At 60.9% G+C, this 14,631-nt stretch carries 11 protein-coding genes; all 11 read right to left on the bottom strand.

The window, feature by feature from the left end; genetic code table 11:
• Positions 1-4 precede the first annotated feature (4 nt).
• Complete coding sequence (gene acs / locus JFV30_RS03365; RefSeq protein ID WP_201121898.1) at positions 5-1,942, bottom strand: acetate--CoA ligase; 1,938 nt, start codon at positions 1,940-1,942, stop codon at positions 5-7.
• A gap of 105 nt (positions 1,943-2,047) precedes the next feature.
• On the bottom strand, positions 2,048-3,712 hold the full coding sequence (gene pgi / locus JFV30_RS03360) for a glucose-6-phosphate isomerase (protein WP_201121895.1): 1,665 nt from the start codon (positions 3,710-3,712) through the stop codon (positions 2,048-2,050).
• A 225-nt stretch (positions 3,713-3,937) separates the two neighbouring features.
• Positions 3,938-4,789 (bottom strand): pantoate--beta-alanine ligase, encoded by an 852-nt coding sequence (gene panC, locus JFV30_RS03355; RefSeq protein WP_010174361.1) that lies wholly within the window; start codon positions 4,787-4,789, stop codon positions 3,938-3,940.
• Complete coding sequence (gene panB / locus JFV30_RS03350) at positions 4,786-5,586, bottom strand: 3-methyl-2-oxobutanoate hydroxymethyltransferase (protein WP_010174364.1); 801 nt, start codon at positions 5,584-5,586, stop codon at positions 4,786-4,788. The genes panC and panB overlap by 4 nt, the downstream gene beginning before the upstream one ends.
• Before the next feature lie 215 nt (positions 5,587-5,801).
• Positions 5,802-6,299 (bottom strand): 2-amino-4-hydroxy-6-hydroxymethyldihydropteridine diphosphokinase, encoded by a 498-nt coding sequence (gene folK / locus JFV30_RS03345; protein ID WP_010174366.1) that lies wholly within the window; start codon positions 6,297-6,299, stop codon positions 5,802-5,804.
• A gap of 4 nt (positions 6,300-6,303) precedes the next feature.
• A complete protein-coding gene (locus tag JFV30_RS03340; RefSeq protein ID WP_010174368.1) occupies positions 6,304-7,710 on the bottom strand; it encodes a polynucleotide adenylyltransferase PcnB in 1,407 nt (468 codons plus the stop codon).
• Positions 7,711-8,421: 711 nt separating this feature from the next.
• A complete protein-coding gene (locus JFV30_RS03335) occupies positions 8,422-9,858 on the bottom strand; it encodes a sigma-54-dependent transcriptional regulator (protein WP_201121893.1) in 1,437 nt (478 codons plus the stop codon).
• Positions 9,859-9,880: 22 nt separating this feature from the next.
• Positions 9,881-12,835 carry a sensor histidine kinase gene (locus tag JFV30_RS03330; protein WP_029616058.1) on the bottom strand — a complete coding sequence of 985 codons (2,955 nt, stop codon included), beginning with the start codon at positions 12,833-12,835 and terminating at the stop codon, positions 9,881-9,883.
• Positions 12,819-12,995 (bottom strand): hypothetical protein, encoded by a 177-nt coding sequence (locus JFV30_RS03325; protein WP_003176118.1) that lies wholly within the window; start codon positions 12,993-12,995, stop codon positions 12,819-12,821. The genes JFV30_RS03330 and JFV30_RS03325 overlap by 17 nt, the downstream gene beginning before the upstream one ends.
• 62 nt (positions 12,996-13,057) lie before the next feature.
• Complete coding sequence (gene gluQRS / locus JFV30_RS03320) at positions 13,058-13,945, bottom strand: tRNA glutamyl-Q(34) synthetase GluQRS (RefSeq protein WP_201121891.1); 888 nt, start codon at positions 13,943-13,945, stop codon at positions 13,058-13,060.
• A gap of 84 nt (positions 13,946-14,029) precedes the next feature.
• Positions 14,030-14,464, bottom strand: coding sequence for an RNA polymerase-binding protein DksA (gene dksA / locus JFV30_RS03315; protein ID WP_010174401.1), 435 nt, complete (start codon positions 14,462-14,464; stop codon positions 14,030-14,032).
• Between the last annotated feature and the right edge of the window lie 167 nt (positions 14,465-14,631).

The raw sequence follows: 14,631 nt of genomic DNA, 5'->3' as shown, positions 1-14,631 counted from the left end.
GTTCCTATCGGTTGAGGCGCTTGTCGATCAGGCCGTCCACCACGCTCGGGTCGGCGAGGGTGGAAGTATCCCCCAGGCTGTCCAGTTCGTTGCAGGCAATCTTGCGCAAAATCCGCCGCATGATCTTGCCTGAGCGGGTTTTCGGCAAGGTCGGCGCCCATTGAATCAGTTCGGGCTTGGCGAAGCTGCCGATTTCCTTGCTCACCAGGTCCAGCAGGTGCTTTTTCAACGCATCGTCGGGTTCGACGCCATTCATGGGCGTGACGAAGGCATAGATGCCCTGGCCTTTGACATCGTGGGGATAACCCACCACCGCAGCCTCGGCGACCTGATCATGCAGCACCAGGGCACTTTCCACCTCGGCGGTGCCGATACGGTGCCCGGACACGTTGATCACATCATCGATGCGCCCGGTGATCCAGTAATCACCGTCCTCGTCACGCCGAGCACCGTCGCCGGTGAAGTAGTAGCCGGGGTAGGGTTTGAAATAGGTGTCGATCATCCGCTGGGGATCGCCGTACACGCTGCGGATCTGCCCTGGCCAACTGGATTTGATCGCCAGTACGCCGCTGCCGGCGCCGCTGATCTCCTTGCCTTGCTCATCGAGCAGCACCGGCACCACGCCAAACATTGGCTGGGTGGCGCAGCCGGGCTTGATGCGCTGGGCGCTGACCAGCGGGCTGAGCATGATGCCGCCGGTTTCGGTCTGCCACCAGGTGTCGACAATAGGGCAGCGTTGTTCGCCGACCGCGTTGAAGTACCAGTCCCAGGCTTCCGGGTTGATCGGCTCGCCGACGCTACCCAGCAGGCGCAGGCTGGCGCGGGAAGTGTTTTCCAGCGGGCCATGCCCTTCACGCATCAGCGCGCGCAGGGCGGTGGGTGCGGTGTAGAAGATGTTGACCTGATGTTTGTCGATCACCTGCCAGAAGCGCGAGCTGTCGGGGTAGCTCGGCACGCCTTCGAACATCAGCGAGGTGGCGCCATTGGCCAGCGGGCCGTAGACGATATAGCTGTGGCCGGTCACCCAGCCCACGTCGGCGGTGCACCAGAACACTTCGCCTTCGCGGTAGTCGAGCACGTATTTAAAGGTCATTGCGGCTTGCAGCAGGTAGCCGCCGGTGGTGTGCAGCACGCCTTTGGGTTTGCCGGTGCTGCCGGAGGTGTAGAGGATAAACAGCGGGTCTTCGGCGTCCATCGGCTCGGGCGGGCAATCGTCGCTGGCCGCGTCCAGGGCCTGTTGATACTTGAGGTCGCGCCCTTCAGTCCAACTGAGCGCCGCACCGGTGCGCTGCACCACCAGTACCGTGCTGACGCCCGGGCAACTGGCCAGGGCCTTGTCGACATTTTGTTTCAGCGCCACTGGCTTGCCACCGCGCACGCCTTCATCGGCGGTGATCACCGTGCGGCAGTCGGCGTCGAGAATGCGGTCGCGCAGGGCGTCCGGCGAGAAGCCACCAAACACCACCGAATGCACCGCGCCGATCCGCGTGCAGGCCAGCATCGCGTAGGCCGCCTCCGGAATCATTGGCATGTAGATGCACACGCGGTCGCCTTTCTTCACACCACGGTTTTTCAGCACATTGGCCAGGCGGCTGACGTTTTGGTGGAGTTGGCGGTAGGTGATTTTGGAAGACTTTGCAGGATCATCGCCTTCCCAGATGAAGGCCGGTTGATCGGCGCGTTGTGCCAGGTGACGGTCGATGCAGTTGAAGCTGACGTTCAGTTGGCCGCCGGCAAACCATTGGGCGGCGCCGGTCTTGATGTCGGACTGCTGGACGGTGTGCCAAGGCGTGGTCCAGTCGAGAAAGCGCTTGGCCTGTTCGGCCCAGAACGTGTCGGGTTGCTCGACGGATTGGCGGTAGAGGCGCTGGTAGTCCTCTTGACTGAGTTGCGCAGCCCGGCGGACGGCATCGGCGGTGGGGAACGTGCTGATATCGAACATGAGGGATCCTTATTCTTGTTTTTGCGACAAGCAATAAAGATGCACCCTGTGGCAGGCGGGTTCAAGGCCAACGTCCAAACAGACGTTGGCCTTGCAGGCATACCCTCAACCGCGGTGACGACCGCGGAAGTAGTTGATCAACCCTTGGGTGGACGCATCGTCCGCAGGCTGTTCTTCAGTGCCGGTCAGGCGGTTGTAGACGCCTTTGCCCAGCTCCTTGCCCAGCTCCACGCCCCATTGGTCGAAGGCATTGATGCCCCAGATGACGCTCTGCACGAACACTTTGTGCTCATACATCGCCACCAGCGCGCCGAGGCGGCGAGGGCTGATGCGCTCAACCACAATGGTGTTGCTCGGGCGGTTACCCGGGATCACCTTGTGGGGTGCAAGTTTCTGCACTTCGGCTTCGGCCATGCCTTTTTCGCGCAGTTCGGCTTCAGCTTCGACGCGGGTCTTGCCCAGCATCAGTGCCTGGCTCTGGGACAGGCAGTTGGCGTACAGCCACTGATGGTGGTCGGAGACCGGGTTGAAGCTGACGATCGGCACGATGAAATCGGCCGGGATCAGTTGGGTGCCTTGGTGCAGCAACTGGTGGTAAGCGTGCTGGCCGTTGCAGCCTACGCCGCCCCAGATAACCGGGCCGGTGTCGGTGGAAACCGGCGTACCGTCCTGGCGCACGCTCTTGCCGTTGGATTCCATGTCCAGCTGTTGCAAGTGCTTGGTGATGTTCCGCAGGTAGTGGTCGTACGGCAGGATCGCATGGCTCTGCGCGCCCCAGAAGTTGCCGTACCACACGCCCAGCAGGCCCAGCAGCACCGGCATGTTCGCCTCGAACGGTGCGGTCTGGAAATGCTGGTCCATGGTATAGGCACCGGACAGCAGTTCCTTGAAGTTGGACATGCCGATGGCCAGCGCAATCGGCAGGCCGATGGCCGACCACAGCGAGTAACGACCGCCGACCCAGTCCCACATCGGGAAGATGTTTTCTTCGCGGATACCGAAGGCCACGGCGGCCGCGTTGTTGCTGGATACGGCGATGAAGTGGCGATACAGCTCGGCTTCCGAACCACCCTGGGCCAGGTACCAGGCGCGGGCGGCCTGGGCGTTCTTCAGGGTTTCGAGGGTGTTGAAGGATTTGGACGAGACGATGAACAGCGTGGTCTCGGCGCGCAGCTTCATGGTCAGCTCGTGGAACTCGCTGCCGTCGATGTTCGCCAGGTAATGGCAGCGCACGCCTTTGTGGGCGTAGGACAACAGCGCTTCGGAGACCAGCTCCGGGCCGAGGAACGAGCCACCGATACCGATGTTCACCACGTCGGTGATCGGCTTCTCGGTGTAGCCACGCCACAGGCCGTCGTGGATGCGGCCGACCAGGTCAGTGATCTGGTTCAGCACCTTGTGCACGTCCGGCATGATGTTCACGCCATTGACCGACAGCTTGTCACCCACCGGACGACGCAGCGCGGTGTGCAGCGCCGGACGGCCTTCGGAAGAGTTGACCGGCTCGCCGTTGAACAACGACTTGATCGCGCCTTGAAGGTCGACTTCCTTGGCCAGGCCCACCAGCAGGTCGCGGGTTTCGCTGGTGATCAGGTTTTTCGAGTAATCGAGGAAAAGTCCGCAGCTGCTCAAGGTGAACTGGGTAAAGCGCTGGGGATCGGCATTAAAGGCTTCGCGCATGCTGAAATCCTGCATGGCTTGGCGATGTTGATTGAGCGCTTGCCAGGCGGGCAGAGCGGTAACGTCATGAGGAGTGCGGTAGTACGCCATCGCTGCGGGTTTCCTTTTTATTGCTGGGACTGCTTTTAGGACACTTTAAAGCCGGGAATGTCCTGTCTTTGTGAAGATGACAGGCTCCGGTCGACGCCAACGAATAGCGTAGGGCGAATACATTAAACCTAGCGTGTCGATCTGTCTTGGCTTTGTCTGCGCTGTGGCCGGTACTTTTTTATACCGGCCGATCAGGCAGTGCAACAGGCGGGGTGTGTCGCGGGGTCAGTTCAGCTGCAAATGCAGGTTGTCGATCAGGCGGGTGGCGCCGAGGTAGGCAGCGACCAGAATCACCACGTCCCGGTCTTCAGCGGTGGCCGGACGCAGGTGCACGCCCTGGCGGACCTCCAGGTAATCCATGCGAAAGCCTGCGGCTTCGATCTGCCGGACCTGTGCGGCGCGCAGTGTGGCGAAGTCGCGGTCGCCGGCTTCAATCGCCGTCGCAATCTGGCTGAGGCTGCGGTACAGCACCGGTGCGATGGCTCGCTGCTCCTCGGTGAGGTAACCGTTACGCGATGACAGTGCCAGGCCATCATCGGCCCGTACGGTGGGCTCGCCGATAATCTGGATCGGCATGTTCAGGTCATGGACCATGGCGCGAATGACCGCCAGTTGCTGGTAGTCCTTCTGGCCAAAGATCGCCAGGTCCGGCTGGACCATGTTGAACAGCTTGCTGACCACCGTGGCCACACCTTCAAAATGCCCCGGACGGCTGGCGCCGCACAGGCCTTCGGACAGTTGCGGCACGCTGACGCGCGTCTGGCCGGCCATGCCGTCGGGGTACATCTCGTCAACGGTGGGGGCGAACAGCAGGTTGCAGCCGGCCTGCAGAAGTTTCTCCTGGTCGGCCGCCAGGGTACGCGGGTACTTGTCCAGGTCTTCGCCGGCGCCAAATTGCAGCGGGTTGACGAAAATGCTCGCGACCACGAAGTCCGCTTGTTGCGCGGCCTTGGTGACCAGCGTGGCATGGCCGCTGTGCAGGTTGCCCATGGTGGGCACGAAGCCGATGCGTTTGCCCGCGCTGCGGGCATGGGCGACGGCGGCGCGCAGTTCGCGCACGGTCTTGACGGTGTTCATGCAGAGAATCCGTGTTCGGCGCCCGGGAAGGTGACGGCTTTGACTTCGCTGACGTAGGCGGCGATTGCCGATTGGATGCTGTCCTGGCCGGTCATGAAGTTTTTCACGAACTTGGGTACGCGGCCGGTGAGGGACAGGCCCAGCATGTCGTGCAGTACCAGAACCTGGCCGTCGGTGTCAGCGCCTGCGCCGATACCGATCACCGGTACCTTGACCGCCTGGGTGATTTCCGCTGCCAGTTCGCTGGGTACGCATTCCAGCAAAATCATGCACGCACCGGCCTGTTCCAGGGCGATGGCATCCGCGCGCATCTGGCGCGCCTGGGCTTCGCCGCGGCCTTGCACCTTGTAGCCGCCGAGGATATTGACCGACTGTGGCGTCAGGCCCATGTGCGCGCAAACCGGCACGCCACGCTCGGCCAGCAGGCGGATCGACTCGGCAAGCCAGGCGGCACCTTCAACCTTGATCATGTGAGCACCGGCACGCATCAGTTGAGCGCTGTTGGTCAGCGTCTGTTCGATGGTGGCATCGGCCATGAAGGGCAGGTCGGCAATGATGAAGGCGCCCTCGTTGCCGCGTTTGACGCAGGCCGTGTGGTAGGCGATTTCATCGTTGGTCACGGGCAGGGTGCTGTCATTCCCTTGTAGAACCATGCCCAGGGAATCCCCCACCAGCAACACTTCAACTCCTGCCTGGCTGCTGGCCTGGGCAAAAGTGGCGTCGTAGCAGGTCAGCATGGTGATCTTTTCACCTTTGAGCTTGAGGCTCTGCAAGGTGCTCAGGGTAACGTTTGGCATGAAAAGGGTCCTCATTCAGGCGCTTGGAAACAGCGAGTAACGCGCGTGAGTCTTCGTTTATACAGGCGCACTTTCTTAAGGATCAGTGCTTATAAGGCCTGGATTGCGCCCTTTAGCGCCGGGTAGGCGGCAGCGGGACGCCTATAGTCGTGAGGAGAACTCTGGAAGTCAATTGGATGTGTTACCGCATTGTTACGGCGATGGTGTTACCGCTGTTACTGATGCGATTCAGCAGGCGCGAGACGTTCCAGGCCGACAAACGGGCAGGCGTCCAGCAGGTCACTAAGCAAGCGGCCGTCGGCCAGTTGCAGGCCGGCGGGGGCCAGTTCTGCCAGCGGGTACAGCACGAATGCCCGCAGGTGCATTTGATAGTGCGGCACCTTCAGGCGTGGCTCGTCGATCAGCCGGTCGCCAAACACCAGGATGTCCAGGTCGAGGGTGCGCGGGCCCCAACGCTCGAGACGCTCGCGGCCCTGGTCATTCTCGATGGCTTGCAGCGCATCGAGCAGTTCCAGTGGCGCAAGGGCGCTGTCCAGGGCCGCGACCGCATTGGTGTAGCGCGGTTGGCCCGGGAGCAGGGAGTCACTTTGATAGAAGGCAGAGACGCCCGCCAGCGTGGTGTCCGGCAATTGCGCCAAGGCCTCGACGGCATGGCGCAATTGTTGTTCAGGGGCCGCCAGATTGCTGCCCATGCCGATGTAGATACGTTCCACGGGCTTACTCGCCAGACGCGCTCGAGGCGTCGCCAGCGCTGCGTTTGCGCTTGCTGCCACTGCTGCGGCGGCGCTTTTTCGGGCCATCGCCAGTGGCTTCACCTTTGCTGCTGAGCTCTTTGATCATCTCGCGGCGCTGGCTGTCGTTGGCGTCCTGGTAGTCGGTCCACCATTCGCCCAGGCCGTCGGTCTGCTCGCCGGCGCTTTCGCGCAGCAGCAGGAAGTCGTAGCCGGCACGGAAGCGCGGGTTGTCCAGCAGCAGGTCGGCGCGTTTGCCGCTGCGGCGTGGCAGGCGCTCCTGCATGTCCCAGATCTCGCGGATCGGCATGGTGAAGCGTTTCGGGATGGCGATGCGCTGGCATTGCTCGGCGATCAGCTCGTGAGCGGCCTCCTGCATGGCAGGAATTGCCGGCATGCCTCGGTCTTGCAGGCGCATCACGCGTTTTGGAAGCGCTGGCCACAACAGGGCGGCAAACAGGAACGCCGGGGTGACCGGTTTGTTCTGCTTGATGCGCAGGTCGGTGTTGATCAAGGCTTCGCTGATCAGCGTGTGGGTGTAGGTCGGGTTGTACTCCAGTGCTTCGGCGCTGGCCGGGAACAAGGGGTCGAACAACTGCAGGTCCACCAGCATTTCGAAGGTGTCGGCGGCATAACCGGAGAGGAACAGCTTGAGCACCTCTTCGAACAACCGGGCCGAGGGGATTTCCCGCAGCATCGGTGCCAGGTCGCGAATCGGCGCGGCCGTGTGCTTCTCGATCCCAAAGTTCAGCTTCGCGGCAAAACGCACCGCCCGCAGCATGCGCACCGGGTCTTCCTGGTAGCGTTGCGTCGGGTCGCCGATCAGGCGCAGCAGGTTGTTGCGGATGTCGTGTACGCCATTGGCGTAATCGAGAATGCGCTCGCTGACCGGATCGTAATACAAGGCATTGATGGTGAAGTCGCGGCGTTGCGCGTCTTCTTCCAGGGTGCCGTAGACATTGTCCCGCAGGATGCGTCCGCTTTCATTGCGGGAAGACTGGTTAGTGTCTTCTTCTTCATCGTTTTGCGGGTGGTTGGCACGGAAGGTCGCGACCTCGATGATCTCGCGACCAAAGTGGATATGCACCAACTTGAAGCGCCGGCCGATGATCCGCGCATTGCGGAATTCGGCACGCACCTGTTCCGGCGTGGCGCTGGTGGCGACGTCGAAATCCTTGGGAGTGATGTTGAGCAACATGTCGCGCACGCAACCGCCAACCAGGTAAGCCTGGTAGCCGGCGTTCTGCAAACGTTCGACGATGTTCACCGCATAACGGCTGAACTGGGCGCGTTGCAGCGAATGCTGGCTGCTGTTGAGCACTTCAGGCGTGCTGCGTTTGTGTTGCGTACGACGCAAGGGAGAACGGAATGACTGGAACAACTTCTTCAGCATGGGATGCACTGTTTGAAGGAATGTTCGGCCATAACGAAGAATGACCGCATGATGGGCGGGGATTCTAGCATTTAGTCAGGGGATGGTGTAGGAACTAGCTGCAAGGCTTGAGCCAGAAGCTTAAAAGAAGGGTGGCAAGCGCCAAATCGCGGAAACTACAAGGGGAGCCGAAGCTCCCCCAGAAGTAGTTGCGTGCTCTATTTTTATTATTGGTTTCGGGCTTCTTGTTTTTGTTGATCGCCCTCGCCATGAAGCTTCACCTTCATGACACTCCCAATCGGGAGCCAAGAGCAAACGGATTGCTTTGGTCGCTGTGTTGCTGATCTACGATCCAACCAGTTCAGGCTCTGCCTTAGGGCAGTTTTTGTTGTTCTCGGCCTGGTTGCGGGGCAAGCCCCAAATGCAACGCCTCTCCAAAAGAATCAGTTAGCTGCGCCTCCGCCGTGTTGTTTTTGTTATGCGTGAGTCGATTCGTCTTATTTTTATTGTCTTGTACATTTGCTTGTTATTGTTTTTGTACTAAGCATATAGCAGGGTGCGTGCCAACTTTTGCGAAGCCCAGCAAAATAAGGGGTTCGAGGCGTTTTCGGCTTTTTTGAAGGCGAAAAAAAGCCGGGGCTTCGTTACCGTAAGCCCCGGCTTTTGTTACGTGAAAAATCAGCGGTAACAGTTTTTTCACATCTGAGGGTGTTACCTGTGGGGGCGACCCACTCAGCTTTCGCTGGCAACCCCGGTTTTACGCCGCGGGATACCCAGGCGCTGGCGCCGTTCCCACAGGCATTTACGGCTGACGCCCAGTTTGCGCGCCAGTTCGGTCTCGGTCATGTGGTCCTGGTGCTCGAGGACGAAATGCTGGAAGTAATCTTCCAGTGACAAATCTTCCGTCGGCTCGTGGCTGTTGTTACTGCCACCCTGCTGCGGCGGCAGGCCGATGAAGTCGTCATCGTCCAGGTCGCTGAGTTCGATATCGATCCCCAGCAGCTCGGCGGAAATTTCCGGGCTCTCCGACAGAATCACCGCGCGCTCTACCGCGTTCTCCAACTCCCGCACGTTACCGGGCCAGGAGTAGTGGCGGATAGCCTGTTCGGCATCGGCGGCAAACTTCAGGTCGGTTCGGTTGATGCGCGCACTTTGGCGCGCCAGGAACGCGGTGGCGATCTCGTTGACGTCGGCGCCGCGTTCACGCAGGGCCGGCAGTTTGAGTGCGATCACGTGCAGGCGGTAATAAAGGTCTTCACGGAACTGGCCGATCTTGGCCAGGCTTTTCAGGTCACGGTGCGTGGCCGCAATCAGTCGCACGTCGACCTTCTGCGACTGAACCGAGCCGACGCGGCGGATTTCACCTTCCTGAAGGACCCGCAGCAAGCGTGCCTGGGCTTCCAGCGGCAGTTCGCCAATTTCGTCGAGGAACAACGTGCCGCCGTCAGCGGCTTCAACCAAACCCGCACGGCCAGCGCTGGCGCCGGTAAAGGCGCCTTTTTCATGGCCGAACAATTCGGATTCGATCAGGGATTCCGGGATCGCCGCGCAGTTCACCGAGATCATCGGTGCCTTGGCGCGCTTGGACAGGTTGTGCAGGGCGCGGGCCACCAGTTCTTTACCGGTACCCGACTCGCCCTGGATCAATACATTGGAGTCGGTTGGCGCCACTTTGCGGATCTTGCTGTACAGGTCCTGCATCGGTGGGCAGGAGCCGATGATGCCGATTTCGCCATTACTGTTATCAACGCCGGGTTTCTCAGCGCCGTTGACGGCCTTGCCCGCTACCGGGCGCTCAGCCGGTGCGCTGCTGGCGGATTGGCGGTCACGCAGGATGCGGGCCACGGCCTGGAGCATTTCGTCGTGGTCGAAAGGTTTGGCGATGTAGTCCACCGCGCCCATCTTCATCGAGTCCACAGCAGAACGCAGGCTGGCGTAGCTGGTCATGATCAGCACCGGGGTGCCTTGGCCGAGTTTGATCAACTCGGTGCCAGGGGCGCCCGGCAAACGTAGGTCACTGACGATCAGGTCGAACGTGGGAATGCTGAAACGCTCTTGGGCTTCCTGCACCGAGCCGGCTTCGCTGACCTGGTACTGATTACGTTCAAGCAGGCGACGCAAGGCAGAGCGGATAATGGTTTCGTCTTCGACGATCAAAATGTGCGGCATTGATTCAACTCTCTCGACGGTCTCAGTTCACAGCGGACGTCGCTTCGACATGACGCGGCAAGGTCACCCGAATACGGGTGCCGCGTTGGCTTTCGGTGTCAGCCGGGCTGTCGATGGTGATTTGTCCATAATGCTCTTCAACGATGGAATAGACCAGTGCAAGGCCCAGACCGGTACCTTCACCCGGATCCTTGGTGGTGAAGAAGGGTTCGAACAATCGGTCCATGATGTTCTGTGGAATGCCGCTGCCTTCGTCCTCCACGATCAAATCGACCGTGTGCTCGAAAGCCTCGCTCTTGACCCGTACTGCGCTGCCGGCCGGCGATGCGTCACGGGCGTTGGACAGCAGGTTGATCAGCACCTGGGCCAGGCGTTGTGAGTCACCGTCGACCCAATGTTCCGGATCGCACAGGTTAAAGAACTGTACTTCGAAATTGCGCCGGTTCAAGGCCAGCAGCCCAATGGCATCCTGGGCGACTTCAGCCAGGCACACGGCTTCGTCGTGATTCTGGTGGGCGCCCGCGTGGGCAAAGCTCATCAGCGACTGCACGATGCGGGAAACGCGTTTGGTCTGCTCGAGAATCTGCCCGCTGATTTCGGTGATCTCGCCGTCTTCTTCGCGCTCTTCCCGCAGGTTTTGCGCGAGGCAGGCGATACCGGTGATCGGATTACCGATCTCGTGGGCCACGCCGGCAGCCAAACGTCCGATGCTGGCCAAGCGCTCGGAGTGCACCAGCTTGTCTTCGAGCATCTGGGTTTCGGTCAAGTCTTCCACCAGCAGTACCAGGCCGCTGTTACCGGGCGCCAGGGGCTCGTCGATGGCGGCCTTGTGCAGGTTGAGCCAGCGGGTCTGGCCGTCGAGGGCCAGGTGCTGTTTGTGCAAGTGTTCGTCGGGCAGGTTGATGAAGCCCTGGAGCAATTCTTTCCACGGGTCGCCAATGGTGTTCAGGCGCGAGCCCACCACGCGCTGGGCGGCGATGCCGGTGAGTTCTTCCATGGCCTTGTTCCACATCAGGATCTCTTGATCCTTGGCCAGGGAGCAGACGCCCATCGGCAGTTCCTGCAATGTCTGGCGGTGATAGCGGCGCAGGGCGTCGAGCTCGGCGGCAAGGCCGGTGAGGCGGGAGTGGTAGTCCTCCAGCCGGCTCTCGATGAAATGGATGTCTTCGGTCACGTAGTTTTCGCCGCCAGCCTTGTAGGGCAGGAAGGTCTCGACCATGTCCTGGGACACGCTTGGGCCCATCAAGCCGGAAAGGTTGGCTTCGATGCGGTCCCGCAGGCGGCGCAACGCATACGGCCGGCGCTCGTCGAACGGCAGGTAGAGATCGCGCAGGGCCTGTTCGACTTCCTTCTGCGCAGCCTTGGCGCCCAGCGGTTTGGCCAGTTGCGTGGCAAATTCCTGGGGGGAGGCGGCGTGCAGTTCTCGGCGTTGCGGGCGGCGTACGTTGTCTACCGCGCAGGCTTCGGCCGCGCTGGTTTCTTCAGGACTGGCGTTGGTAAACAGCGAGATCAGGGTGAACATCAGCACGTTGGCCGCCAGGGAAGCAATCGCCGCCATGTGCCAACTGGTGTCATCCAGCACGTAGATCATGTTCAACAGCGGGATGTAGAAGCCCTGCAAGTTGCCCACCAGTGGCAACAGCATGGTCACGGTCCACACCAGGATCCCTGCCAGCAGCCCGGCGATAAAGCCACGACGGTTGGCGGTCGGCCAGTACAGCACCGACAGCACGCCCGGCAGGAACTGCAACGTGGCCACAAAGGCGACGATGCCCAGGTTGGCCAGGTCCTGCTCGGCACCCAGCAACAGGTAGAAGCCATAGCCGGCCATGATGATCGCGACGATCAGGGCCCGGCGGGTCCATTTCAGCCAGCGGTAGATATTGCCTTCGGCCGGCGGCTGGTAGAGCGGCAGCACCAGGTGATTGAGCGCCATCCCCGACAGCGCCAGGGTGCTGACGATGATCAGCCCGCTGGAGGCCGATAACCCGCCGACATACGCCAACAGCGCCAGTGACTTGCTGTTGGCGGCAATGCCGACGCCCAGGGTGAAGTATTCCGGATTAGTGGTGGCGCCAAGCTTCAGGCCGGCCCACAGGATCAGCGGCACCGCCAGGCTCATCAGCAGCAGGAACAGCGGCAAGCCCCAACTGGCGCTGACCAGCGAGCGCGGGTTGAGATTTTCGGTGAAGGTCATGTGGTACATGTGCGGCATCACGATGGCCGAGGCGAAAAACACCAACAGCAGCGTGCGCCATGGGCCTTCCTGCAATGGTGTGTGCAGCGCGGCCAGGGCCGTCTGGTTTTGCAGCAGCCAGAGTTCCAGTTGTTGCGGGCCGTCGAATACGCCATAGAGCGCGTACAGGCCGACGCCGCCAATGGCGATCAGCTTGATCACCGATTCAAATGCGATGGCGAACACCAGGCCTTCATGTTTCTCACGGGTGGCGATATGCCGTGAGCCGAAGAAGATCGTGAACAGGGTAATCAGCGCACAGAAACTCAATGCAACTCGGTGCTGCACCGGCTCGCGCGTCAGGATGCTGATGGAGTCGGCCACGGCCTGAATCTGCAAGGCCAGCAACGGCAGCACGCCAATCAGCATGAAAATCGTGGTCAGCGCACCGGCCCAGGTGCTGCGAAAACGGAACGCAAACAGGTCGGCCAGGGACGACAGCTGATAGGTGCGGGTGATTTTCAGGATCGGATACAACAGCACCGGCGCCAGCAAAAACGCCCCCGACACCCCGAGATAACTGGAAAGAAAGCCGTAACCGTACTGATAGGCCAGGCCCACCGTGCCATAAAACGCCCAGGCGCTGGCGTACACGCCCAACGACAAGGTGTAGGTCAACGGATGGCGAATGATCGCCCGCGGAATCATTCCACGTTCACTGATCCAGGCTACCCCGAACAGCGCGGCCAGGTAGGCGGCGCTGATCAGCAGCATCTCGGTCAGGCTAAAGCTCATCGGCATCTTTTTGGCTCTGCAGGATGAAAGTCACGACGATCAGAATCAGCCAAAGCAGATAGGGCCGGTACCAGGCGCCTGTGGCGTCGATCCACCAATCCATGATGGCGGGAGAAAACAGGTAGATCCCGACGACCAGCAGCAGGACCAATCGATAGATGTACATGTTGGCCTCTGATTGAAAAACTGCGGCGATGGTAACGGATGGCTCACAAGCTGCAAGCGCCTTCAGCGCAATTGCGCTTCGGCCAGCGTGAGTGTGCGCGGGATCTGTGCGGCGTCCCAGTGTTGAATGCCCCAATCCAGCAGTTCCCGTGGGCTGGCGTGGTTCAGTTCGTCGCCCGCTTGCTGGCCCAAGGCGCGCAGCGCTCTTAACAGCAAAGGCGTGGCTTGGTCGGTGGTCAAGGGCGGTGAACGGTAGGATTTGCCCAGTTTGTTACCGTCTGGCTGGATGATCAGCGGTACATGCAGGTAGCGCGGTTGGCGCAGGCCGAGCAGCTCTTGCAGGTACAGTTGGCGTGGCGTGGAGTCGAGCAGGTCGGCGCCACGCACGATGTCGGTCACCCCTTGCCAGGCATCATCGAGGACTACCGCCAGTTGATAGGCATACAGGCCGTCCCGGCGGCGGATGATGAAGTCGCCGACGTCGCGGCCCAGATGCTGTCGGAATTCGCCTTGTACGCGGTCGGTGAAATGATATTCCAGCTCCGGTACCCGCAGGCGGATGGCGGCATCTTGCTGGTCATGGCCGGCATTGCGGCACAGTCCCGGATAAATCCCGTTGTAGGGTTCCAGTTGCTTGCGCGAACAGGTGCAGGCGTAGGCCAGGCCATGATTGAACAGGCGATTGAGCACCTCGGCGTAGGCATCGTGGCGTTCGCTTTGTCGGACCAGTTCCCCGTCCCATTCGAAGCCGTAGCTTTCCAGGGCATTGAGGATGGCTGCCTGGGCGCCGGGCTCTTCCCGAGGCGGATCGAGGTCTTCCATGCGCATCAGCCAGCGGCCTTGATTGGCACGGGCGTCGAGGTAGGAGGCGAGGGCGGCGACCAGGGAACCGAAATGCAGGTGTCCGCTGGGCGTGGGGGCGAAACGCCCGATATAGGAGGAGGCAGTCATGGGCCGGATATTACTGGAAAACCGGCAAACGCCAGAAACAAAAATGGGGCGTTCGCACGCCCCATTTGTTCAGCCCGGCAATGATTACTTGCCGACCTGTTTTTCCTTGATTTCAGCCAAGGTCTTGCAGTCCACGCACAGGTCGGCGGTAGGACGCGCTTCCAGGCGACGAATACCGATCTCGACGCCGCAAGACTCGCACCAGCCATACTCTTCGTCTTCGATGAGCTGCAGGGTCTTGTCGATTTTCTTGATCAGCTTGCGCTCGCGATCACGGGCGCGCAGTTCAAGGGCGAACTCTTCTTCCTGGCTGGCACGGTCTGCCGGGTCGGGGAAGTTGGCCGCTTCGTCCTTCATATGGTCAACGGTACGATCAACCTCTTGCATCAAGTCCTGTTTCCACTGCTTCAGGATCTTGGAGAAGTGTTCGCGCATGGGCTTGCCCATGTATTCCTCACCCTTCGATTCGACGTAGGGTTGGAAGCCGCTGATGCTCTGTTGCTTTGCTTGGGTGGGCATGAATGGACCGCCTCTCACTCTTCTAATCCATTGCGCAGGATTGCAACATCACCGACACCTGCCGGCCCTGCGGCTGCAAGCGGGCGAACTTACCAGATAGATTCGGGGTGCGCCACTCCCGGTTGTCGAGGTCCCGTCTCCTGAGGGTTGCAAACCGCCGCAGGCCC

Origin of the sequence: Pseudomonas sp. TH32 (assembly GCF_016650855.1) — a bacterium.
Classification (GTDB): Bacteria; Pseudomonadota; Gammaproteobacteria; order Pseudomonadales; family Pseudomonadaceae; genus Aquipseudomonas.
This window is presented reverse-complemented; position numbering and strand designations above follow the sequence as displayed.

Coding starts and splice junctions, on each gene's coding strand:
- acs (WP_201121898.1), bottom strand. CDS start 1,942: ATGTTCGATATCAGCACGTTCCCCACCGCCGATGCCGTCCGCCGGGCT.
- pgi (WP_201121895.1), bottom strand. CDS start 3,712: ATGGCGTACTACCGCACTCCTCATGACGTTACCGCTCTGCCCGCCTGG.
- panC (WP_010174361.1), bottom strand. CDS start 4,789: ATGAACACCGTCAAGACCGTGCGCGAACTGCGCGCCGCCGTCGCCCAT.
- panB (WP_010174364.1), bottom strand. CDS start 5,586: ATGCCAAACGTTACCCTGAGCACCTTGCAGAGCCTCAAGCTCAAAGGT.
- JFV30_RS03340 (WP_010174368.1), bottom strand. CDS start 7,710: ATGCTGAAGAAGTTGTTCCAGTCATTCCGTTCTCCCTTGCGTCGTACG.
- JFV30_RS03335 (WP_201121893.1), bottom strand. CDS start 9,858: ATGCCGCACATTTTGATCGTCGAAGACGAAACCATTATCCGCTCTGCC.
- JFV30_RS03330 (WP_029616058.1), bottom strand. CDS start 12,835: ATGCCGATGAGCTTTAGCCTGACCGAGATGCTGCTGATCAGCGCCGCC.
- JFV30_RS03325 (WP_003176118.1), bottom strand. CDS start 12,995: ATGTACATCTATCGATTGGTCCTGCTGCTGGTCGTCGGGATCTACCTG.
- gluQRS (WP_201121891.1), bottom strand. CDS start 13,945: ATGACTGCCTCCTCCTATATCGGGCGTTTCGCCCCCACGCCCAGCGGA.
- dksA (WP_010174401.1), bottom strand. CDS start 14,464: ATGCCCACCCAAGCAAAGCAACAGAGCATCAGCGGCTTCCAACCCTAC.